Here is a 23,521-nt window from a genome sequence, read left to right as displayed (position 1 = left end):
CGACGAGGCAGGACCTCCGGGGCAGCGCCCCGGAGGTCCTGTGCGGTGTGCCTCACAGCGTCCGCAGGGCGGCCGCCAGACGGACGCGGAACTCCTCGCCCGCCCCGGCCGGGAGGTTGCGGCCCCACTGCACCTCGTACTCCAGTTCGTCACCGTCGTGGAAGAACCGCACCGCGATCTCCGTCTTCGCGGTCGGGTAGCGGCTGTAGAGGGAGGAGGAGAAGCTCAGACCGCCGTCCTCCCAGCCGATCCCGCGGGGCAGCCGGCGGTAGCTCATGACGACGCTGTCCAGGGCCGGTGCCCTGCCCGGCCGCGGGGGCGGGATGCGGGTCGCGAGCGTGGCGAAGGGAAAGGTGCGCTTGCGCAGGTCCTTACTCCACCGCTGCCGGTGCGAGCGTGCGGTGTCCACCACGGACCGATCCGGCTCGATCGCCGCCAGCAGCGGGACCTCGTTGACGAAGTTGCCGATGACGTCGGCGAGTTCACCGTGGCGTGGGCGTACCGACGCGGCGTTGCACACCGCCGTCCGGCCGCCCGGCCGTACGGGGGCCGCATGGTGCACGGCCGCCGTCAGCAGGTGGGAGACCCGTACGCCGGACCGCGTGGCCGCGATCGCCAGCTGCTTGGCCGCTTCGGGGGGCAGCGCCTCGCGCCGGCAGCCCGGCGCCTCCGCGGGAGCGCCACCGGTGCCGGCCCCGCGGACGGCGGGCGTCTTCCAGTCGGCCAGGACCAGCGTCGAGGGAACCCGCTCGTACCAGTGGTCGCGGTCGTCACGCAGTGCGGCCTCCTCCGCCGCACGCACCTCCCGGACGGCCCGGCGGTACACCTCCACGGGCTGGTGCCGGGGCCTGCCGGCCAGCGCCGCGCCGAGCTGCCGCAGCAACGGGATCTGGCTCAGCCCGTCCATGGCGAGGTGATGGATGACCAGCGAGACGGTGTGCCGGCCGGAGCCGTGTTCGGCCACGACGAGCCGCGCCAGCGGACCGTCGTCGGCCTCGATCGGCTCCGCGTCGCTGCGAGCGACCAGGGCGGGCACCTCGTCCTCGGCGATGGTGTGCCACTCGACGTCCAGGGGATCGTCGCAGAACGACTGGACCACCTCACCGGTCCAGTCGTCTATGGTCAGCCGCAGCCGCAGGGAGGGCGTCGCCGCCGTCAGCAGTGCGGCGGCCCGCCGGACGCGCTCCCGGTCCAGGGGGCCGTCCACGGTGACGGTGAAGTCCGTGGTGAACGAACTGCCGCTGGGGTCCTTCTCGGCGGCGTAGAACAACGAGGTCTGCCCCGCCGTCGCGGGTTCCGGCCAGGACGCCTTGTCTGCCGGGCGCGTGCTCATGAGCCTCCTCCGGGTTCACTGGTGGTGTACGTGCCGTCCCGGCCGTCGCGCACCGGGTCGGTGAACAGCAGGCGGAGTTCGGAGGTGTACGCCGCTCCGCCGGCGTCCTTCAGCCAGCACTCGTCCGTGTCCGGAAGCATCTCGCTGATCCGCACCTCTGCCTCGGGGAACTCCTGCGCGCACCTGCGCAGCGTGGCGCCGGCCAGGTTCACCAGCGCCGGGGCGGCGAAGTCCAGGAAGAGCGGCTTGTCCTCTCCGGGCACCTGGTAGAAGACGCGCTGCGGCAACCCCTGGTCGCGGTGCCACTGCCACGCGGCGCGGTAGCGTGCCGCCTCGTCCTTCGTGTGCGCCCAGCCCATGCCGTCGACGGGGAAGGACCAGGCCTCCCGGGCCAGGACGAGACGGCCCACCGAGACGCGCGGCCGGTGGGGCGCGGCGGACGCGATGCCGAACGTCCCCACGACGACACCGGACAGGTACTCCCCGAGAACCTCCAGGAGGTCGTACCGGCCGCCACGGGCCCGGTCGTGCACCACCAGCCGGCCGTCCTCGGAGCGGACCACCAGATCCGCCGTGGGAAGGACGGGCCCCGGGGCGCCCGTCGCGTCCGGATGCATCGTCCAGTAGACGTAGTCGGGGGAGAGCAGGGCGGGCGGGTAGGTGCGCGACGTGACACTGGCGGAACCGCGCGAGGGTACCGCCACCACGCGTCGTCCGCGGTGGTCGGCCTCCGCGTCGGCGAGCAGCCGGGCGGGACGGGGGTGCTGCTCGGTGAAGAAGCGGGACTCCAGGGTGTTCATCGCGACGTGCATCTCGCCCAGCACGAAGAGGAACTCCCCCCGGCCCACCGCCTCCGTGCTCGCGGCGGCGATCATGAGGTCCGGGGCGTGGTGCCGGGCCGCGGACCAGCGGACGGGAAGGGGCGGGAACTCCCGGCGGACCCCCTCCGCGAGATCGGCCGGGGACACGGCGTGGCGTCGTCCGGCGGACGGCAACCGCAGGATCCGCGCCCAGCGTTCGCGGAACTCGGCGGCCAGCCGCTCCACCAGCGGCGGCGGTGTCCGCGGCGAGTACGCCAGGTCCGGGGTGGCCGCGCCGACGAGCAGCGCCAGCGGTACCTCGTCGCGTCCGCCGCGCAGCCGAAGCCGCTCGTGGATCTGTGCGAACCGCTCCTCGTAGATTTGGGCGGCGCGGCCCGCCAGCCAGTCGGCGCTGTCGAGGACGGGTGCCAGGGATTCCGCGAGGTCGTCCAGGAGGTCGCCGCCGAGCCGGAGGCGGGTGTCGCGTTCGGTGTCCTCGTAGACGACGGTCCGTCCGGCGTACATCGACCCCGCACGGCGGGACGCGCTCACGCCGGTCAGCCGCTCGAAGGTGTCGCGCAGCTCGCGCAGGGCGGTGGCGACCCCCTCGGCGTCGCCGGCCGCCGCGCCGACCCGGTCACGCGCGGCGACGAGCGCGTCCAGATCGGCCAGGAGCCGACGTCGCAGAGCCGGGTCACCGATGCCGAGCAGCTTGGTCCGCAGGGTGTCCTCGGGGCGGGCCTCCACCGGACCGGTCAGCGAGAGCACCAGCAGACCACGGTCCGCCAAGGCGCGTGCGGTCCGCTCGACGTCGATCTCCGCGCACCGGGACGTCAGCTCACGGACGGGACGCACGCCGTCGCAAGCGCGCAGCAGGGCGGTCTCGTCCGCCTCCAGGTCGACCTGACGGCCCCTGGGGTCCCGGACGGTCACGCCGTTCCAGGACCACCCCGGGGCGACAGCGGGCCGCAGCCACGGGAACACCTCGGGGTCGTCGGCGAAGACGGCGGCGAGCGCGTCGATCGCCCAGGATTCGAAGTACACCGAGCGTCGTGCCAGCAACCGGTCGCCGTGGTGCACGGACAGGCCGGCCGCGTCCGGGGAGACCTCCGCCCAGCAGACCGGTCCGAAGAAGCCGATGGTGTCGTTCTTGACGGTGTACCGCTGGAGGTACTTGGCCAGGGTCGTCTCGTGGCGGCGCCGCACCGACCCGGCGACGGGCCGGCCGGACGCCACCTTGTTCAGGCAGTTGTCCAGGACGTCGAGATTCTGCCAGGCGACCGCCTCCCGCAGCCGAGGATCGGACGCGAGGGCGCGCAGCGGGCCGGCCAGCCGCCCGAGTGCCGCGGCGTAGTGCGCGGAGAACTCCTCGTGAGGCAGGTCCTGGCCGGCCGACGCGGCGAGCCGGGGATCGGACAGCCTGGTGACCTCCGTGACGGGGAAGCCCGCGCCGCGCAGCCCGAACTCGCTGTGCAGCCACCACCGGCTCCGCCCCAGGCGCACCAGCCGAGGCCGTCGGTCGTCACAGGCCCCGGCGGCCGGGTCCTTCACCACTGTGGTCATGAGCGCGCCCCCCTGGCGTCGGCCAGCGCCGCGAGCTTGGCCGCGGTCCGGTGCACGTAGAGGTCGCGCGGCGACAGGGCGGGCAGCCCCAGGTCCCGCAGCGCGGCGAGCAGGCGTACGGCGGCCAGGGAGTTCCCCCCCATCTCGAAGAAGTCGTCGTCGGGCCCCGTCGCTTCGTCCAGGACCGTCCGCCAGACCGCGAGCACGGTCTCCGCCGTGCCGGTGACCGGCGATGCCCCGTGCCCGGTCGGTGCCTCGGCGGGCGCGGGCCCCGGCTCCGCCGCCCCCGCGGGCGCCGGCAACCGGGACCGGTCCAGCTTGCCGTTCACGGTCAGCGGCAGGGCGGGGAGCGACACGATCGCGGCGGGCACCATGTGCTCGGGCAGCACGGTCCCCACCCTGCGCCGGACGTCGGCCGTGGTGCCGTGCCGCAGGACGACATAGGCGACGAGCCGGGCGTAGGCGGTGTCCGTTCCCTCATCCAGGATCACCGCCGCCTCGGCGACGGCCGGATCGCCGAGGAGGACCGAGCGGACCTCGCCCAGTTCGATGCGGAAACCCCGCAGTTTCACCTGCTCGTCGAGGCGGCCCAGGTGGTCCAGGGAGCCGTCGGGCCGCATGCGCCCGCGGTCGCCGCTGCGGTACCGGCGCTCGCCGGTCCTCCCGTCGTGCACGAAGCGCTCGGCGGTGAGGTCGGCCCGGTTGAGGTAGTGCCGCGCGACTCCGGCGCCGCCCACGTGTATCTCGCCCGCCACGCCGATGGGCAGGACGCGCCCCCGCTCGTCGCGCACGGACACCGACCAGCCCGGGAGCGCGCGGCCCACACAGGACGATCCCGGCCCGGCCTGCACCGGGGTGACGTCCTGTGCCGTGACGTGCACGGTGGTCTCCGTGATGCCGTACATGTTGACCATGCGGCAGACGGTCGTCGGATAGCGACGGAACCAGGGGCGCAGCATCCGCGGGTCGAGGGCCTCGCCGCCGAAGACGACCAGCCGGAGCAGGAGTCCGCCGCCCTGCCGCGCGTCGGCGTCGAGCAGGGCCGAGAACGCCGACGGCGTCTGGTTGAGGACCGTCACCCGCTCCTGGACCAGCAGTGCGTGGAACTCCTGCGGGGAGCGCGTGGTGAGGAAGGGGACGACCACCAGGCGTCCCCCCGTCATCAGGCACCCCCAGATCTCCCACACCGAGAAGTCGAAGGCGCTGGAGTGGAAGAGGGTCCAGACGTCGTGCGGTCCCAGTTCCAGGGGACCCGTGGTCGCGGCGAGCAGGGCCAGCACGTTGCGGTGCGGCACCACCACGCCCTTGGGCCGCCCCGTGGTCCCCGAGGTGTAGATCACGTACGCGGCGGCGTCGGAGGCGACCGCGGGAAGCGGGACCTCGGGGAAGCCGTGCAGCGCCGACGGGGCGAGCACCCGGACGCCGTCGCCCGCGGGGAAGTCCGCCACGGTGGTGACGACCAGCGACACCGCCGCGTCCTCGCAGACGTAGCGGAGCCGGTCGGCCGGGTACGCCGGGTCGAGGGGCACATAGGCCGCACCGGCCTTGAGAACGGCGAGCAGCGTGACGACCAGGTCCGCGGTGCGTTCCAGACAGACCCCGACGAACGACCCCGGGGTGACGCCCGACGCACGCAGGGCGTGAGCCCGGGCGGTGGCCCTGGAGTCGAGTTCCCCGTAGGTGAGCGTGCCGTCCTCCCCGGTGAGCGCCACCGCGTCCGGCCGGGTCCGCGCCATCCGGCCGACGGCGTCGTGGATCGTGCGCCCGCTGTCGAGGTGCGGCCCGAGGGTGCGTCCCAGTGCCTCGATCCGCGCCGCCCGGTCCGGGGGCACCAGCTCGATCTCGCCGAGCGTCCGGTCGGGGGCGGCCTCATGCAACTGGCGCGCGACGTACTGGACGCACTCCTGGAACCGGGCGGCCTGGCCGGGGTGCACGGCCCGGTCGTCCGACACGGTGCCGGACGCGATCAGCCGGTCCTGCTCGGCCTCCCACAGCAGCGTGAGCGGCACCGTGGGAGCCAGCAGCGGCCGGTACCGCTCACCGGGAAGCCGTTCGCAGACCACGACGGCCAGGGTGGGTGCCCCGGTGCCGTCCGGTGCCGGCGGGCGCTGCCGCACCTGTTCGATGAGCTCGGCCACCGTGCGCTCGTCGTCCGCCGTCACGGTGAGCAGGCCACCGCTCCCGGGGCGCGCGCCGGGCAGGGCGGGCACGGCGAGGGTGACGGTCGCGGTGCCCTCGTACCGGGCCAGGGCGAGCGCGGCGGCGGCGACGGCCACCTCCGGCGTGCCCGGCTGGGGGAGGACGTCCGCCGGCTCGGCCGGGCCTTGGCTCACCGGGCTGCCTCCGCCCTCGGCCAGGCCCCAGAGCGGAGGCTCGGGGGAGGTGTCCGGCGCTGTCCGCCACGGTGGTGTCCGCGGCCGGACGGCTTCGGCGGGCACGTCCGGTTCCCCCTGTCCCGCCAGTGCGTCGGCGAGCCGCCGCAGCGCTTCGCGGTCCAGCAGCGTGCGGTGGGCGACCAGGACCAGGTCGGCGGCATCGTCGCTGTAGGTCACGAGCACGGCGCGCAGCCGAGGCCGTTCACCGGGCGAGCCGCGCAGTGCCTCCCGCCGTACGAGGTGCTCCGCCCGGGGGTCATCGGAGGGAAAGGGCATCGACTCCGTCCAGAAGCCGGCGCCGTCGTCCACCGCCGGCCGCGCGGCCCGGTCGAATGCCGTGCGTGCCGCGGCGAGGGAGGACGGGCCGGTGAGACGCACGACCAGTGAGTGCTCCGCGCCGGGACCGAGGAGCGGCCGGTGGCATGACCCTCCTGGCGGCGCGGGAGGGACGCCGGCCGCGCCCTTCGTGGTGGGATCGGCGTTCTGCATGAGCATCGGAAGGCTCCTCCAAAGGTCCTCGGACGCCGCACGGGAATGCGGGGCGCGGCTCAGCGTGCGGTGAAGCCGCCGTCCACGGTGACGACGGTGCCGGTGACTTGACGGGAGTCGTCACTGGCGAGCCAGACGGCCGCGGAAGAGACGTCGTCCGGCTCGATGAGCGCGTTCATGGGCTGCGCCTGTACGAAGGTGTGCTCGTGGTCCTCCACCGCCACGTCCAGGGAGCGGGCGATCTCCGACAGCATCCGGGACTCGACACGGGGGTCGTCGCGGACCGACCCGGGGCACAGCGCGTTGACCCGCACCTTCATGGGCGCGTAGTCCAGCGCGGCCGCCTTCGTCAGCCCGACGAGGCCGTGCTTCGCGGCGACGTAGCCGGCGAAGTGGCGGTATCCCACCAGCCCGGCGGTGGAGGCGATGTTGATGATGCTGCCCTGTCGTTCCCGCAGCATGGCCGGAACCACTTCGCGGATGAGGCGCCAGGCGCCGAACAGGTCGACGTCGAGCATCAGGGACCATTCCTCCTCGGTTATCGCGTGCACCGCCTTGCCCGACGGCGCCGCGATCCCGGCATTGTTGACGAGGACGTCGACACGGCCGTAGCGGCTCAGCGCGTCCCGTACGAGTGCGCCGACACCGGCCGGATCCCGCACGTCGCACACGGCCGTCAGCACGGACGCGCCCTGCCGGCGGCACAGGTCCGCGGTGTGCTCCAGCTGCCCCGCGGTGCCGAGCGGGTAGGGAACCCCGGGCAGATCGGTTCCCAGGTCCATGAGGACCAGGTCGGCGCCCTCCTCGGCGAACCGGACCGCGCACGAACGGCCCAGGCCACGCGCCGCGCCGGTCACCAGCGCCACCTTGTTCTTCAGCCGCATGTCGGCCCCCTCCGTATCGTTCTCGCGATCACCGCAGTGGAAGTGCGTCGGCTCCCAGGACGGCCGAGACCACGTCGACGACCTGGGGCGCCGAGTCCGTCAGGTACATGTGTCCGCCCGGGAACTCGTAGTAGCGGAAGCCGACTTCGGTGGCGAGGCTCCAGGCGAGGGCGTCGCTCTGGGTGACGAGCTGGTCGGAGTCCCCGCGCAGGCAGGTGATCGGCGCGGGCAGGGCCTCGCCGGACCGCGGGCGGTAGTCCTCGTGCATCGCCACGTCGGAGCGCAGCACGGGCAGCAGCAGCTCTCTCAACTCGGGCATGCGCAGGGCGGGATGACTGTCGCCGGCGAACTCCTCGACGCGGTCGATGAACTCGTCGTCGGGGATCCCGGTGGCCCGTTGCGACCTGCCCGCCGACGGGGCGGGCGATCCGCTGACGAACAGCTCCGCGACCGTGACGCCCGCTCCCGCCAGCGCCCTGGCCAGCTCGTAGGCCAGCACGGCCCCGAGGCTGTGCCCGAACACCGCGGCCGCCGGTGCGTCCCGCGCCGCGCGCAGGGCGTCGGGGAGCAGGCCCTCCACGGCGGTGTGCACATCGGTCCAGGGTTCTTCCTCGATGCGTTCCTCCCGGCCCGGCAGCTGCAGCGGACACAGCCGCAGGCCAGCGGGCATCAGCTTGCGCCACCGCCAGAAGAAACTCGCGCCGGCCCCGGCGTGCGGGAGGCACAGCAGCGGGATCTGTGGGTCGGTCATGACTCCCTCGATTTCCAAGGTCCTGTGGAGACGTCACCGGCCGGGAGCCGGGACGGGTGGGTCCGCGGCCACGGCGGTCCGCCGGGCGGGGCCGCCCGGGTGCGGGTCAGGACGCGGTGGTCTTCCGCCGCACGATCTCGGCGACCGCCGCGGCGGTACGGGCGTTGAAGAGTTCCCGGATGGTCACCTTCACCGCGAACCTGCGGCGCAGGAGCGCGACGGTCTGCGCGGCCGTCAGCGAGGTGCCGCCGAGCTCGAAGAAGTCGTCGTCGGGGGCGACGCCGTCGAGTGGGCCGAGCGCCTCCTCGAAGGCCGAGACGACACCGGCCAGCACCTCCGGCTGCGCGTCGGCGGCCGCCGGGTCGGTCGGCGCGGTCGTGCTGAGGGTGTTGTCCATCGCGGTTTCCTCGATTCGCTCGGTTGTCGCTCGCGCTTCGCCCTCGGGGCCACGGGAGCAAGGCCCCGCCCGGTGCCGTGCGCAGGACACACCGTCGTGTCGCCGCGCGGCGCGGGCCCGGCCGGTGCGGGCGATCCGGCCGCCGTTCCGGACCCGGGCCGTACGGCCTGCCGTACGCGGCCGTACCGCCCGGTCGGGCCCGAACCACGCTAGGTCCGGCGTCTTTCACCGGACTGTCGCCGTTCTGTCGGGCCGCCATCGGCGCCGTGCGGGCCGCGGCAGCGGACCGGTGATCCGGTGAGAGAGCCATGACAGAGCCCCGGGCCACGATGACGTGACCGATCGAAGGGGTGCTCATGCCTTCCAACGAGCTGATGTCCGCGGGTCCCGGCACGCCGGCGGACGGTACCGACCGGCTGCCGGCCCGTCTGCGGCTCACACCGGCACAGGAGCAGATGTGGCTCGCCGATCAGCTGAACCCGCAGCGCGGCGGATACCTCATACCGCTGCACCTGCGCATCACCGGTGACCTCGACGCCGAGGCGCTGCGCGGCGCGCTCGGCGAGATCGTGGCCCGGCACGTGGCGCTGCGCACCGGTGTCCGCGACGACGGGAACGGACCGGTCGCAGTGCTCCACCCGGCCGACGCCTTCACCCTGGTCATCCGGGACCTCAGGGAAGCGGGGGAGGCCAGGGCGCCCGGGACGCGGGTCGAGGAGTTCCTGTCCGACGATGCCCGCGCCCCGCTGGATCTCACCGCCGGGCCGCCGGTCAGGGCGTCGCTGCTGCGGATCGCCGAGGCGGAGCACGTCCTCTGCCTGACCGTCCACCACATGGCCTTCGACGGCGGCTCACGCGACGTCCTCTACCGCGAGCTGCAGAACGGGTACTCCGTGCGCGTCGGCGGCACCGACGCGGACCGGGCCGTGCCGCCCGGGGTCGACCGGCCCGCCCACGACGGCCTCACTCCCGACGAGGACGACACCGCGGCGGACCTGGCGTACTGGCGCGAGTCGCTCGCGGGCCTGACACCGTTCGAACTGCCCACGGACCGTGCCCGGCCGCCGCGCCGAGCGGGTGCCGGGGCGCAGCACCGGTTCACGGTGCCGCAGGACGTCGTGACGCGGCTGACGGCACTGGCCCGCCGGCGCGGCGCCACGCCGCACATGGTGCTCGTGGCGGCCTGCCAGGCCCTGCTGTCCCGCTGGTCCGGACGCACGGACGTCACCGTGGGCTCCACCTACTCCACCCGTGACAGGCCCGGACTCGACGGCGTGATGGGCCCGTTCGTCAACATGCTCGTCCTGCGCGGCGACACCTCCGCGAACCCCTCCTTCGAGGAACTGGTGGGACGGGTCCGGGAAGTCGCGCTCGACGCCTACGAGGCCCGCTCGGTGGCCTTCGGCGACCTGGTACGGGAACTCGGCGGAGACCGGGACCCCTCGCGCACACCGCTGTTCCAGATCCTGGTCGACCACGTGGTCAGGGAACGGTCCGCACCCGACCTGCCCGGGCTGACCGTCACCGAGCTGCCCGACCCCTGCGTCGGCTCCAAATACGACCTGAGCATCTCCTTCCAGCAGGTCCGGGACAGCCAGGTCCGGGACAGCCTGGACGTGGAGCTGACCTGGGACACCGCGCTCTACGAGGAAACCACCGTGCGCCGGCTCGCCGGGCACCTGAGCGCCTTGCTGGCGCAGGTCGCCCGGCAGCCGCGGACGCGGCTCGCGGACCTCGTGCTGATCGGCGAGGACGAGCGGCGGCAAGCTCTCGCGCTGGGCACCGGGCCCACGGCCGCCCATCCCGACGTGTGCCTGCACGAGCTGTTCGAGGCGCAGGCGGCCCGCACCCCGCGGACCGCCGCCGTGGTCGACGACGTGCGTGAGCTGTCCTACGCGGAACTCGACGCCGAGGCCGAGCGTCTCGCGGCCGTACTGGCCCGCCACGGCGTCGGCCCCGAGGTTCCGGTCGGCATCATGCTGAGCCGGTCCGCCGAACTCGTCGTCGCGGTGCTGGGCGTGCTCAAGGCGGGAGGAGCCTATCTGCCCATCGACCCCGCCGCGCCCGAGCACAGGATCGAGCACATCGTCGGCGAGGCGCGCCCCGTCGTCTGCATCACCGAGCCCCGACGGGCCGAGCGTGTCCGGCGCGCGGGTGCCGAACCGCTCGCCTTCTCGCTCGACGAGCCCTGCGGGCCGCCCGAGCCGCCCACCCCCTCCCGCCGGGCACGCGTACGGCCGGGCAACCTGTGCGCCCTCTACTACACGTCCGGTTCCACCGGCCGGCCCAAGGCGGTCGCCTGCACCCACCGGGGGTGGGTCAACTACGTCCACTGGATGCAGCGGCAGCACGCCCTCGCACCGGGCGAAACGGTCCTGCACAAGTGCCCGGCGGGCTTCGACGTCATGGTCGCCGAAGTCCTGTGGCCCCTGTGCTTCGGCGGCCGCGTCGCCGTCCTGGCCGAGGGCCTCAACACCGACGCGCGCGCAGTGATCGACGCCGCCGTCCGGTACGAGGCGGTGCAGATGCAGTTCGTCCCGACCGCGCTGGACCTCTTCCTGGACGAGCTGACCGACGACGACGTCGCGGGGCTGAACAGGTTGCGCAGCATCGCCTCGGGCGGCGAGACACTGCTGCCCGGCAGCGTCCGCCGGCTGCACGCCCGCTTCGGCACCCGGGTCCGCCTCGACAACAACTGGGGCACCACCGAGACCTCGGTGGACTCCACCGTGTACAGCTGCACCGGCGACGACGCGGACCGTCACCCCTCGGCCGTGTCCATCGGCCTGCCGGTGGACAACCACGAGGTCCTGGTCCTCGACGAGCACGGTGAGCCCGCGCCGCTGGGAACACCCGGCGAGATCCACGTCGGCGGACAGGGCCTCGCGCGGGGCTACCACGGCGACCCGGCGCGCACGGCCGAACGCTTCGTACCGCACCCCTTCCGTGCCGGGGACCGGCTCTACCGGACCGGAGACCAGGGCCGGGTGGGACCGGACGGCTCGATCGAGTTCCTGGGCCGCTCCGACCTCCAGGTGAAGATCCGCGGAGTCCGGCTGGAACTGGGGGAGGTCGAGGCCGCCCTGCGCGCCCACCCCGCGGTCCTCGACGCCGCGGCCGCCACCTGGACGGCCGGGGCCGGGGACACCCGGCTGGTCGCCTATCTCGTCCTGGACCCCGCCGCCGGGGCGTCGACGGCCGAGGTGCGGTCCTTCCTGACGAGCCGCCTGATGGGCAGTGCGATGCCCAGCGTCCTCGTCGCACTCGACGCCCTGCCCCGGCTGTCCAACGGCAAGCTCGATCGCCACGCCCTGCCGGAGCCCGACCTGGACGCGGCCCGCGACCTGGAGTACGTGGCACCGCGCGGCGAGGCCGAGTCGGCCGTCGCCGAGATCTGGGCCGAGCTGCTCGGCACCTCCGCCCTCGGGGCGCACGACAACTTCTTCGCGGCGGGCGGGCATTCGCTGCTCGCCACACGCGCGGTCAACCGGATGCGCGAGGCCTTCGGTGTGTCCCTGCCGCTGAGCCTGATCTTCGAGGCGCCCACGGTCGCGCTGGCCACGGCCGCCGTGGAGCAGGCCGTCAGCGACGAGATCAGCGCGCTGAGCGACGAGGAAGTCCTGCGTCTGATGCACGAGTGACGCCCGCGCGACCCGCCGGGCGCCCCACCCCCCCCGCACACCGGACCCGCTCACCGAAAGGACAACCGCGATGCCGCAGACCCGTGCGAACCCCTACCTGGTCGTGGTCAACGACGAGGAGCAGTACTCCATCTGGCCGGCCGGCCGACGGATTCCCGACGGCTGGCGCGCCGAAGGCGACGCGCGCCCCAAGGAGGAGTGCCTCCGGCACATCGAGGAGGTGTGGACCGACATGAGGCCCAGGAGCCTCCGGGACGCCATGGACGCGGCCGAGGACGTTCCCCGCAACGCCCCCGGCCGGTAGCCCGAGAAACCCACTTCGAGATCAGGTGAGAAATGGCCAGCCTTGACACCCCTGCCGAGTACGCCCTGAGCGCCGGCGAGATCGCTGAGCTGGAGACGCTGCTGGAGGGTCTCCGCGACATCGACGTGGCACCCACCTCCACCCGCTTCTACGACACCCTCTGGACCGCGGCGGAGGAACTGCCGCGCGGCCTGCGGACGTTCCTCGTGGAGTTCCGGCGCACCGAGCCCGCCGCGAGCTGCCTCGTCCACGGATTCCCCGTGGACGACGCCGTGATCGGCCCCACCCCGGCGAACTGGGAACTGGCAGGCGAGTCCAAGACCACCAGGGACCAGGAGATCCTCCTCGGACTGTGCGGCCTGGTCCTGGGAGAGCCGTTCACCTGGGCCACCCTTCAGGCCGGCAGCCTGGTGCAGAACATCCTGCCGATCCAGGGGGACGAACGGCGCCAGAGCGGCCACGGCAGCGAGACCCTCCTGGAGTTCCACACCGAGGACGGCTTCCACCCCCGGCGGTGCGACTACCTGATGCTGCTGGGCATGCGCAACCACGACCGGGTGCCGACGATCCTGTCCTCGGTGCGGGACATCCGGCTCGACGACCGGGACCGGGAGATCCTCAGCCAGCGGCGGTTCCACATAGTGCCCGACGACGAACACGTCCGGCAGCTGGCCGAGCGGGCCCCCGACCATCCGGCGCTGCGCGAGGCGCAGCTCATGCTGGAGCGGCCGGAACCGGTGGCGATCCTCTTCGGACACCGGCTGAACCCGTACCTGCGCATCGACCTGCCGTTCACCCGCTGCGCCGACGGCGACACCGAGGCCCGGCGGGCGGTGCGGAACCTGATGAGCGAACTCGAACGGGTCCAGCAGGACGTCGCGGTCGGCCCCGGCAGCCTGCTGGTGGTCGACAACCACCTGGCCGTCCACGGCCGCCGGCCGTTCCAGGTCCGCTACGACGGCACCGACCGCTGGCTCAAGAAACTCACCGTCAGCCGCAACCTGCGCCCCGGATACTCCGACCGCGACGCGGACGACCACCGCGTCCTCTTCTGAGCGGCACCGCCACCCCGTTCCGCCGCGCCCCGGCCGGCGGAACGGCCGAACCCACCCACGAGCGAGCCTGTAGGGCCGCAGCTGTCCATGAGCTGGAGGCATCATGCGAACAGTCATCATCTCAGGTGCGTCGAGCGGCATCGGCCAGGCCACGGCCGAACGGTTCGCGCGCTCGGGCGACCACGTCGTCAACCTCGACGTACGCAAACCCACCGGCACCTCAGCCCACACCGAATGGCTCGAGGTGGACGTCAGCGACTGGTCGGCCGTGGGGGAGGCCGTCACGGCGGTGCACACCGCCACCGGACGGCTCGACGTGGTCATCGCCAACGCGGGCATCAGCGTCCGGCACGGTGTCCTGGAGCTGACCGAGGCCGAGGCCCGGCGGACCACCGACGTCAACTTCCTCGGCGTACTGGCTCTGTGGCGCCACGCGGCCGAGCACATGGTCCGCCAGGGGCACGGCGTCCTGCTGGCCACGGCCTCGGTGAACGGCAGCCGCGGATATCCCTTCTACGCGGACTACAACGCCACCAAGGCCGCCGTCGCCTCCCTGTGCCAGACCTTCGCGATCGAACTGAGCCCGTCGGTGCGCACGGCGTGCGTCACTCCTGGCGCGGTCCTGACACCCATGCAGCTGGCCGAGTACAGCGACGAGATGCTCGCCGAGGTCAACGCCCGTATACCGGCGGGCCGGCACGCGGCTCCCGAGGAGATCGCGGAGGCGTTCTTCTTCCTCGCGTCCGACGGGGCGCGCTTCGTCACCGGCCAGGAACTCGTGGTCGACGGCGGAGAGACCGCCGGAGCCACCACCGCCGTTCTCGGCACCGGCGGACGCAGGCAGACCTGATCCAGCCCCCGCGGCCCGGCCCGGCGGCCCATCCGGCGGACGGACGGCGGCACCACCTCGTTGCGACGATCACAGGAGGCAGACAGTGGGCACCAGTGGCAAGGACACCGGACCGCGCCAGGCGGACGCCGTCCGGGAGGCGCTCCTGCGGAAACGGCTGCGCGGCCGGGGCGGCGGGACGGGCGGCGGCCTGCCGGGCATCCCGCGGAGAACGGACACGGGACCGGTACCGTTGACCCCCGCCCAGCACGCCATGTGGGTGATGGACCAGCTCCTCACCGACAACTCGGTGTACGGGCTCGACCACGTGGTCCGGCTGCGCGGCACCGTCGACCGAGCCGCCCTGGGCCACGCCGTCGCGGACCTCGCCGGCCGCCACGAGGCCCTGCGGGTCACCTTCACCGACGAGCCGCGGCAGTGCGTCCAGCCCGTCTGGCAGGACCGGCTGGCCGTCCACGACCTGAGTGTCCTGCCCGCAGCCGAACGGCAGGCGGCGGCCCGCGCCCTGGTGGCGGAGGAGCGCGACCGCCCGTTCGACCTGCGCACCGGCCCCCTGTTCCGGGCACTGCTGGTCGTCGTCGACGAGACCGAGAGCCTCCTGATGCTCAACATGCACCATCTGGTCGGCGACGGATGGACCGTGGGGCTGATCGCCAAGGACCTCAGCGCGCTCTACCGCGCCCGGCTGGAGGGAACGCCCCCGCCCGAGCCACCGGCGCTGCGCTACAGCGACTACGCGCAGTGGCAGGCGGACCGCATGAAGGCGGGACTGGCCGCGGGACAACTCGACTACTGGCGGGCCGCGCTGCGCGACGTGCCCGCCGTGCTGGAACTGCCGACGGACCACGAGCGGCCGCGCCGGCTCTCCCACCGCGGACACAGCGCCCACCGCAGACTCACCCCCGAGCTGAGCCGGGCGGTCCGCCGGCTCGCACGGCAGCACGGGACGACGCTCTTCACCCAGTTGCTCACCGGCCTCCAACTCCTGCTGGGCCTGTGGTCCGGGCAGCAGCGCTTCGCCGTCGGGGCCGCGGTCTCCGGCCGCGGCACGGCCGCGGCCGAGTCGCTGGTCGGACTCTTCGTCAACACCGTAGCCATTCCCGTCGACCTCGGCGCCGTCGCGTCCTTCACCGAGCTGACCACGCAGGTGAACGCCGCCGTCCTCGGTGCGCTCGACCATCAGGACGTGTCCTTCGAAGAGGTGGTGGCGGCCCTCGGTCATCCCCGCGAGCCGGCCCGCAACCCCGTCTACCAGGTGCTCTTCCAGTGCACGGAGGCAGGAGCCGACGCCTGGGACCTGCCGGGGCTGGAAGCCGAGCACCTGCCGGGTGACACCACCTCGCCCAAGGTCGACCTGCTGCTGTCCGCGGTGACGGGCCCCGAGACCATCGACTTGGAACTGGTCAGCGAAACCGGCCTCTTCGACGCGGACACCGGCGAGCGGCTCCTCGGCCACCTGGTCACCCTGCTGGAACAGGTCACCGGCGATCCCTCGGCCCCCCTCACCGGGATCGCCCTGCTCTCGCCCGCCGAGACGGCCGTCATGACCCGTGACTGGAACGACACCCGCCGCCCCTACCCGGCCGGCCTCACGCTGCCCGACCTGTTCGACCAGGTCTGCCGGCGCACCCCGGACGCGGTGGCGCTCGTCGCCGGCCGGTCCACGATGACGTACGCGGAGCTGGACCGGGCCGCCAACCGCCTCGCCCACCTTTTGCGGGCCCACGGGGCCACCACGGACACCCCGGTCGCGGTGGCGGTACCACGCTCCCTGGAACTCGTCGTGACCCTGCTCGCGGTGCTCAAGGCAGGCGCCGCCTACCTCGTCCTCGACGCGGCCAACCCCCTCGAACGCAACGAGGCGCTGCTCACGGACAGCCGGGCCGGGCTGCTCGTCGTCGCCTCCGCCGCCCCGGACGGCACCGCCACGACACCCACGGGCCACGGAGTACGCACCATCGACCTGGACGCCGCGGAGGTGGCCGCCGAACTGCGCCGGCAGCCGTCCGCGCCGCCGTCCCGCGCGGCCGGGCCGTCCTCGCTGGCGTACATCAGCTACACGTCGGGCTCCACCGGCGCCCCCAAGGGCGTCATGGTCGCGCACCGGTCCGTCGTCCGCCTGGTGCACGAGCCGGTCTACGCCCGGATCGGTCCGGACGACACCCTCCTCCAGCTCGCGCCGGTGGCCTTCGACGCCTCCACGATGGAGCTGTGGGGAGCCCTGCTGAACGGCGCCCGACTGGTCGTCGCCCCGCCGGGACAGCTCGGCGTCGCGGACATCGGCGCGCTGCTGCGCGAGCACCGGGTCACCGTGACCTGGCTCACCGCCGGGCTGTTCCACCAGATGGTCGAGTACGACGTCGACGCCTTCGCCGGCGTGCGCTACGTCCTGGCGGGCGGTGACGTGCTGTCGCCCGAGGCCATGCGCGCACCGCTGCTCCGGCACCCGGGGCTGACCGCGGTGGCGTGCTACGGGCCGACGGAGAACACCACGTTCACGACCTGCCAGCTCCTGACGGACCCGGAGCAGGTCGGCACCAGGGTCACGCTCGGCCGCCCGATCCAGCAGACGACCGTCTACGTGCTGGACGACGACCTGCGCCCGGTCCCCGTCGGCACCCCCGGCCAGCTGTACACCGGCGGCGACGGCGTCGCCCGCGGATACCTCGGCCGGCCGGACCTCACCGCGGAGCGCTTCGTCCCCGATCCCTTCAGCGACGTCCCGGGAGCCCGGATGTACGCCTCGGGCGACCTCGTGCGCTACCGGCCCGACGGCACCCTCGACTTCATCCGCCGCATCGACAACCAGGTCAAGGTACGCGGCTTCCGGATCGAACTCGCCGAGATCGAGGCCAGGCTCCTCACCCACCCGAAGGTCTCGCAGGCCGCGGTCGCCGCCGTGGAGGACGCGCCGGGTCACAAGAGACTGGTCGCCTACACCGTGGCCGCCGGGTCCGGGCGGCCGGACGCGGAGGAACTGCGTGACCACGTGGGCCAGGCCCTGCCCGCCTACATGGTGCCCCAGGTGTTCGTGCCGCTGGAGGAACTGCCGTTGAAGGCCAACGGCAAGGTCGACCGCGGTCTGCTGCCCGTCCCCGCCCCCGCCGACCTGGCCGGGGCGGACACCCGCGTGGCACCGCGCAACCGGACCGAGCGCCTGCTGGCGGACGTCTGGGCCCGCGTGCTGCGGGTCGGGACCGTAGGAGTCCACGACAACTTCTTCGAACTCGGCGGCGACTCGATCTTGGCGATCCGCACCGTCGCCGAGGCGGCCAAGGCCGGTCTGCGCACCACGCCGCGGGACCTGTTCGAGCACCAGACCGTCGCCCGGCTCGCCGCGGCAGTCGACGACGCCGGGGAGAGCACCGGCACCGCGATCCGGGCCGAGCAGGGAACCGTCGCCGGCGACGTCGAACTGACCCCGGTGCACCACTGGTTCACCGCCCTCGACTGGCCCCACCACCACCACAACCAGGCCGTACGGCTGGGCTGGTCGCCGAGCCCCGATCCGGCGCTGCTGGCCGCCGCCCTGGACGCGGTGACCGCCCATCACGACGCGCTGCGCCTGCGACTGGTCCGCGACGGGAGCGGCTGGAGCGAGCACATCGCGGAACGCGAGGAGGGCGGACTGCTGCGCGTGGTGGACCTCGCGGACGTGCCGGCGCAGGACCGGGACCGCGTCGTCGAGGAGGAGGCCGACCGGGCGCACGCCGCCATGGACCTCACACACGGCCCGATCGTTCGGGCCGTGCTGTTCCGGATGGGCGGGGACAGCCCGGACCAGCTGTTCTGGGCGGTCCACCACATAGCGGTGGACACCGTCTCCTGGGGAGTGCTGCTGGAGGACCTCGCCCTGGCCTACGAACGGCTGGCGGCGGGCGCCGAAGCGGCGCTCCCCGCGAAGACCACCTCCTACCGTGCCTGGGCCGAACGCCTCAGGGACCACGCCCGCGGCAGCGCGTTCTCCGCCGAGGCCGCCTTCTGGACGGCGCACGCACGCGACGCCGAGCCCCTGCCGGTCGACCTCCGCGGCGGCGCCAACACGGAGGAGGCGTCCGCCCGTCTGCTCGCGGTGCTGCCCCGGACCGCCACGACGGCGCTCCTGCAGCAGGTGCCGGCCGCCTACCGGACCCGCGTCAACGACGTCCTGCTGACCGCGCTGGCCCAGACCCTGTGCGGCTGGACCGGCGCCCGGACGGCCTCGGTCCATCTGGAGGGCCACGGCCGTGAGCCGCTCTTCGACGACATCGACCTGTCCCGCACCGTGGGCTGGTTCACCAGCATCCACCCGGTCCACCTCGGTCTGCCGAGCGATGACGATCCGGCAGCGGCCCTCAAGACGGTCAAGGAACAGCTCCGGCTCATCCCGCACAGCGGCATCGGCTACGGTCTCGCCCGGTACCTGCGGCCGGACACCTCCGCCGTGCTGAGCCGCTACGCCGAGCCGCAGGTGAGCTTCAACTACCACGGCCGCGTGGACACCGGGGAACAGCACACGGGGACGGGACCGCGACTGTGCCGGCTGAGCCCGGTCGGAGCCGAGGCCGGCGCCGGCGGCGTCCGCCCGCACCTGATCGACGTGACCGCCGCCGTCATGGACGGCGAACTGCGCGTCTGGTGGACCTACGGCACGGGCTCGCACCACCGGGCGACCGTGCAACGGCTCGCCGACGACTTCGTCCGGCGGCTGGAGGTCCTCATCGACCACTGCACCTCCGGTGCCGGCGGGGCCACGCCGTCGGACTTCCCGCTCGCGGGCCTCGGACAGCAGGCGCTGGACGCACTGCTCAGCGGATCCGACGCCCGCCGGATCGAGGACGTCTACCCCCTGTCGCCGCTGCAGTCCGGGCTCCTGTTCCACACCCTGCACCACCCCGGCCGAGGCGACTACGTCACCCAGCTCACCTGGCGCATCACCGGACGACTGGACACCGACGCCTTCCTGGCCGCCTGGCAGCACGTGACCGGCCGGCACGCCGCCCTGCGGACGACCTTCGCGTGGGAGGGCGTCCCCGAGCCCCTGCAGATCGTCCACCGCCACGCGCCGATGACGGTCGTGCGGGAGGACTGGGCAGACGCCGGACACGACACCGACCAGCGGTTCGCGGACCTGCTCGCCGCGGCACGCGTCGAGCCCTTCGACCTGGAACGGGTGCCCGCGCACCGCCTGTACCTGATCCGCACCGGCCAGGACAGCCACCTGCTCGCCTGGCAGAACCACCATGTGCTGCTCGACGGCTGGAGCGTATCGCTCGTCCTCGACGAGGTGTACGCGTGCTACGAGGCCCTCAGGCGCGGCGAACCGGTTCCGGCACTCGCCGAGCCGACGCCGTTCCGGCGCCACATCGCATGGCTGCGCGAGCAGGACCAGGCGGCGGCGCGCGCCTACTGGCAGCGGGCCATGGAGGGTGTGAGCGGCCCGACCGCCCTGCCCGTGGTGGCGACCACGTCGGAGCCCGGGGGAGCGGCGACGACCCGGCCGCTGACGCCGGCCGCGTCGGTCACCGAGGCGCTGCAGGCCCTCGCCCGTGACAACCGCATCACTCTCAACACCGTCCTGCAGGGCGCGTGGGGTCTGCTGCTGGCCCGGTACAGCGGTCAGGCCGACGTGCTGTTCGGCAGCACCCTCACCGACCGGATGTCCGGCGTTGCGGGTGTGGACCGCATGGTGGGCCTGCTCATCCACACCCTGCCCACCCGCATCCAGGTGGCGGAGGACCAGCCGGTCACGGCATGGCTGCGGCAGGTGCACGCCCGGCTCACCGAGGCCCAGCGGTACGGCTACAGCTCGCTGTCGGAGATCCAGCGGCACACCCCGGTCCCCGGCGGCCGGCGGCTGTTCGACAGCATCCTCGTCTTCACCGACGCGGGCGCGGTCGAAGGCCGCCGGCCGCCCACCGGACTCGACATCGCCGCCACGGGAGGCAGCGAACAGCCGGGGTACCCGCTGCTGATGCGGGCCGATCTGGGCGACCGGCTCGCGCTGACCCTCAACTACGCCCCCGACCAGGTGGATTCCGGCGCCGCCGAGCGGATGCTCGGGCACTTCGCCCAAATCCTGGAGCAGATGGCTTCCGCCACGGGCGGCACCACCCTGGGCGAGCTGTCCGTACTCTCGCCGGAGGAGCTGCGGCAGCTCGCGACCGGCGGTGACCCGGGCGGGGCTCCCGAGCCCGGGCCGACGATCGTCGACCTGTTCGAGGCCCAGGTGCGGGAGACCCCGCAGGCCGTCGCCGTGACCTTCCAGGACTCCACGACGAGCTACGCACAACTCGACGCCGACGCGGACCGGCTGGCCCGCCGGCTGCGCCGTGCGGGGGTCGTCCCGGGCAGCCTGGTGGCCGTCCACCTGCCGCGTTCCCTGGACACGGTGGTGGCCCTGCTGGCCGTCCTCAAGGCCGGTGCCGCCTATCTGCCGCTGGACCCCGCCTACCCGGACGAACGGCGCGCGTACGTCCTGGCGGACTCCGGCGCGGCACTGGTGCTCACGCACAGCACGCTGCCGGCCGTTCCCGGCTGCGCGGTTCCCTCCATCGACATGGACCTGTCCTGGGAACCGTCGTACGGCCCGCACCAGCCGGCGGACGACCTGCCGCCGCGCCCCCGGAGCCAGGACCTCGCCTACGTCATCTACACCTCGGGCTCGACAGGCAGGCCCAAGGGAGTGGGGGTCGAGCACCACTCCCTGGCCCACCTGCTGGGCGCCGCACGCGGCCTGCTGGGAAGCCACCGCACCGACACCTGGCTGAACCTGACGTCGATCTCGTTCGACATCGCCGCGCTGGAGATCTTCCTGCCCCTGATCACCGGCGCCCGGGTGGTGGTCGTCCCTCCGGCCGCGGCGGCGGACCCGGACGCCCTCGTGGCACTCCTGCGCGCCGAGCGGGTCAGCCATGTGCAGGCGACACCCTCGGGCTGGCGCGTACTGCTGGCCGGTGGCTTCGACGCCCCGTCGGCCGTGGCACTGAGCGCCGGCGAACCACTGCCGGCGACGCTCGCGGCGACCCTCGGCTCGCGGTGCCGGCAGCTGTGGAACGCCTACGGACCGACCGAGACCACCGTGTGGTCGACCGCCGAGCGGGTCGTCGCGAGCGACGGCACCGTCAGCATCGGCCGTCCGCTGCCCGGCGAGCGGGTCCATCTGCTCGACGCCGAGCTGCGCCCCGTCCCCGTCGGAGTGCCCGGGGAGCTGTTCATCGGCGGCCGCGGCGTCGCCCGCGGCTACCTGGGCCGGCCCGCCCTGACCGCGGAGCGCTTCGTGCCCGACCCGTACGGGGGGCCCGGAGAGCGCCTCTACCGCACGGGGGACCGGGCACGGCTGCTGCCCGACGGCCGGCTGGACTTCCTCGGCCGGATGGACAGCCAGGTGAAGGTGCGGGGCCACCGCGTCGAACTGGGCGAGATCGAGGCCGCACTCGCCGCGCACCCCGCGGTGGAACAGGGCGTGGTCGTGGCGTCGCAGGACACGCGGGGAGAGGTCCGCCTGGTGGCGTACGTCGTGCCGCGCGAGGGCCGGCAGGCCGGGCCCGCCGAGCTGCGTCCGTTCCTCGCCCGCACACTTCCGGCGCCCATGATGCCCCACGCCTTCGTCACGCTCGCCGGCCTGCCGCTCACCCCGAACGGAAAGGTCGACCGCAACCGCCTGCCCGCCGTCGAGGGCACTTCCCTCACGGACGAGCGGGAGTTCCTCGCGCCCCGCACCCGCCAGGAGCGCGTCCTGGCGGCGATCTGGGCCGAGGTGCTGGAGGTCGGACGGGTCGGTGTGCGGGACGACTTCTTCGAGCTGGGCGGCGACTCCATCCGGTCCCTGCTGGTGATGACCCGGGCCCGGGCCGCCGGACTCGCGGTGACGGTCCGGCAGATCACCGAGCAGCGCACCATCGAGGCGATCGCCGCGGACTGCGCGCCCGGGGCGGTCGCGTGCCGGACCGTCGGGGAGTTCCTGGACCGGCTGCGGCCCGAGGACGGACAACTGCTGCGGGCGCTGGCCGCGCACCATGTCCCCGGGGCCGGCGCGGCTCTGATCACCGACGGAGAGGTACGCACCACCTGGTCCTGGGGCGACAGACGGCGCGGTGAATCCGCTCCGGTCACCGCGGACACGCTCTTCCAGGCCGGCTCGCTCGCCAAGCACGTCACCGCCCTGCTGGCCGCGCTGCTGGCGCAGGACGGCGTGCTCGACCTGGACCGGGACGTCAACGACCACCTCGACACCTGGCGGGTGGCGGGCGCCCCGGGGCACGCCGCTCCCTCGCTGCGGGCCCTGCTCAGCCACACCGCCGGCCTGGAGGTGAAGCCCGGCCGCGACTTCCCCGCCGATCTGCCCGTGCCCGGGCTCGCGGAACTGATGGGAGGCCGCCCCGGACAGCCGCCCGTCTTCCGGACCGACCCCGGGGGCGTGGGACGCTACCGGTACTCGAACGTCGGCTACGCCGTCGTTCAGCAGGCCCTGGAGGACACAGCCGGGCAGCCGTTCGCCGAGCTGGCCCGCACCCGGTTGCTCGAGCCGCTGGGACTGCGGAACACGGTCTTCTCGGTGCGGGTGCCGACCGGTGGCCGGGAGGCCGCCGCGGGCCACGACCACCAGGGGCGTCCCCACCGCGGCGGCTGGCGGGTCACGCCGGAGCTGGCGGGCTCGGGCCTGTGGACCACCCCGTCGGACCTGGCGGCACTCGAGCTGGAGATCTGGAGAGCGGGCGCGGGGAAGAACCCGCTGCTCCTCGGCCCCGACCTGGCCAAGGCCCTGACCGATCCCGTCGCGGAGGGCGTGTACGGGCTCGGCACCATGCTGCGGGACAGCTCGGGACGCAGGTGGTTCGGGCACATCGGTGAACCGACCGGCGCGCGCTGCTTCTCCTTCGTCGACACCGAGAGCGGCTCCGGATTCGTCCTGACGGCCAACGCGGACTCCGCCACCGCCGCGGTCCGGGAGTTCCTCAGGCACCTCGGGTTCGCCGAGGAGCTGGCCGTGTGACCGGCCCGAGACCGATCGGCGGCCGCTGAGTGCCCGCCGTCGCGAAGGGGGTGCCGCCCGTGGCCGAGGCCGCGGGCGGCACCCCCTTCGGCCGTGTCCGGGCAC

Annotated in this window: 11 protein-coding genes; 5 read left to right on the top strand and 6 right to left on the bottom strand. The window is 73.6% G+C overall.

Annotation, left to right across the window (positions count from 1 at the left end):
- Positions 1–52 precede the first annotated feature (52 nt).
- The 6 genes from LG395_RS14075 to LG395_RS14050 form a co-directional block, all read right to left on the bottom strand.
- Entirely contained in the window at positions 53–1,333 is a 1,281-nt protein-coding gene (locus tag LG395_RS14075; RefSeq protein ID WP_225809698.1) for a condensation domain-containing protein, read from the bottom strand.
- Complete coding sequence (locus tag LG395_RS14070) at positions 1,330–3,696, bottom strand: lantibiotic dehydratase (protein WP_225809697.1); 2,367 nt, start codon at positions 3,694–3,696, stop codon at positions 1,330–1,332. The genes LG395_RS14075 and LG395_RS14070 overlap by 4 nt, the downstream gene beginning before the upstream one ends.
- The gene (locus LG395_RS14065) at positions 3,693–6,566 is read right to left on the bottom strand and encodes an amino acid adenylation domain-containing protein (protein ID WP_225809694.1); all 2,874 of its coding nucleotides are present in this window, start codon (positions 6,564–6,566) and stop codon (positions 3,693–3,695) included. The genes LG395_RS14070 and LG395_RS14065 overlap by 4 nt, the downstream gene beginning before the upstream one ends.
- 53 nt (positions 6,567–6,619) lie before the next feature.
- On the bottom strand, positions 6,620–7,444 hold the full coding sequence (locus LG395_RS14060; RefSeq protein ID WP_225809692.1) for an SDR family oxidoreductase: 825 nt from the start codon (positions 7,442–7,444) through the stop codon (positions 6,620–6,622).
- 28 nt (positions 7,445–7,472) lie between these two features.
- Complete coding sequence (locus tag LG395_RS14055; RefSeq protein WP_225809690.1) at positions 7,473–8,195, bottom strand: thioesterase II family protein; 723 nt, start codon at positions 8,193–8,195, stop codon at positions 7,473–7,475.
- 106 nt (positions 8,196–8,301) lie between these two features.
- On the bottom strand, positions 8,302–8,592 hold the full coding sequence (locus LG395_RS14050; RefSeq protein ID WP_225809689.1) for an acyl carrier protein: 291 nt from the start codon (positions 8,590–8,592) through the stop codon (positions 8,302–8,304).
- A 356-nt stretch (positions 8,593–8,948) separates the two neighbouring features.
- On the opposite strand from LG395_RS14050, the gene LG395_RS14045 reads away from it, so the two are divergent.
- The 5 genes from LG395_RS14045 to LG395_RS14025 all read left to right on the top strand — a co-directional run bounded on the left by LG395_RS14045 (position 8,949) and on the right by LG395_RS14025 (position 23,416).
- Complete coding sequence (locus LG395_RS14045) at positions 8,949–12,233, top strand: non-ribosomal peptide synthetase (protein WP_225809687.1); 3,285 nt, start codon at positions 8,949–8,951, stop codon at positions 12,231–12,233.
- 70 nt (positions 12,234–12,303) lie between these two features.
- Positions 12,304–12,537, top strand: a complete 234-nt coding sequence (locus LG395_RS14040) for an MbtH family protein (protein ID WP_225809685.1) — start codon at positions 12,304–12,306, stop codon at positions 12,535–12,537.
- Between the two features lie 32 nt (positions 12,538–12,569).
- Positions 12,570–13,592, top strand: a complete 1,023-nt coding sequence (gene gntD, locus LG395_RS14035) for a guanitoxin biosynthesis L-enduracididine beta-hydroxylase GntD (RefSeq protein WP_225809683.1) — start codon at positions 12,570–12,572, stop codon at positions 13,590–13,592.
- A 103-nt stretch (positions 13,593–13,695) separates the two neighbouring features.
- Positions 13,696–14,442, top strand: coding sequence for an SDR family NAD(P)-dependent oxidoreductase (locus LG395_RS14030; RefSeq protein ID WP_225809682.1), 747 nt, complete (start codon positions 13,696–13,698; stop codon positions 14,440–14,442).
- An 85-nt stretch (positions 14,443–14,527) separates the two neighbouring features.
- A complete protein-coding gene (locus tag LG395_RS14025) occupies positions 14,528–23,416 on the top strand; it encodes a non-ribosomal peptide synthetase (RefSeq protein ID WP_225809681.1) in 8,889 nt (2,962 codons plus the stop codon).
- The last annotated feature ends 105 nt before the right edge of the window (positions 23,417–23,521 follow it).

Origin of the sequence: Streptomyces spinosus (assembly GCF_020400655.1) — a bacterium.
Classification (GTDB): Bacteria; Actinomycetota; Actinomycetes; order Streptomycetales; family Streptomycetaceae; genus Streptomyces; species Streptomyces argyrophylli.
The sequence above is the reverse complement of the archived record's forward strand: the minus strand, read 5'-3'. Positions and strand labels throughout refer to the sequence as shown.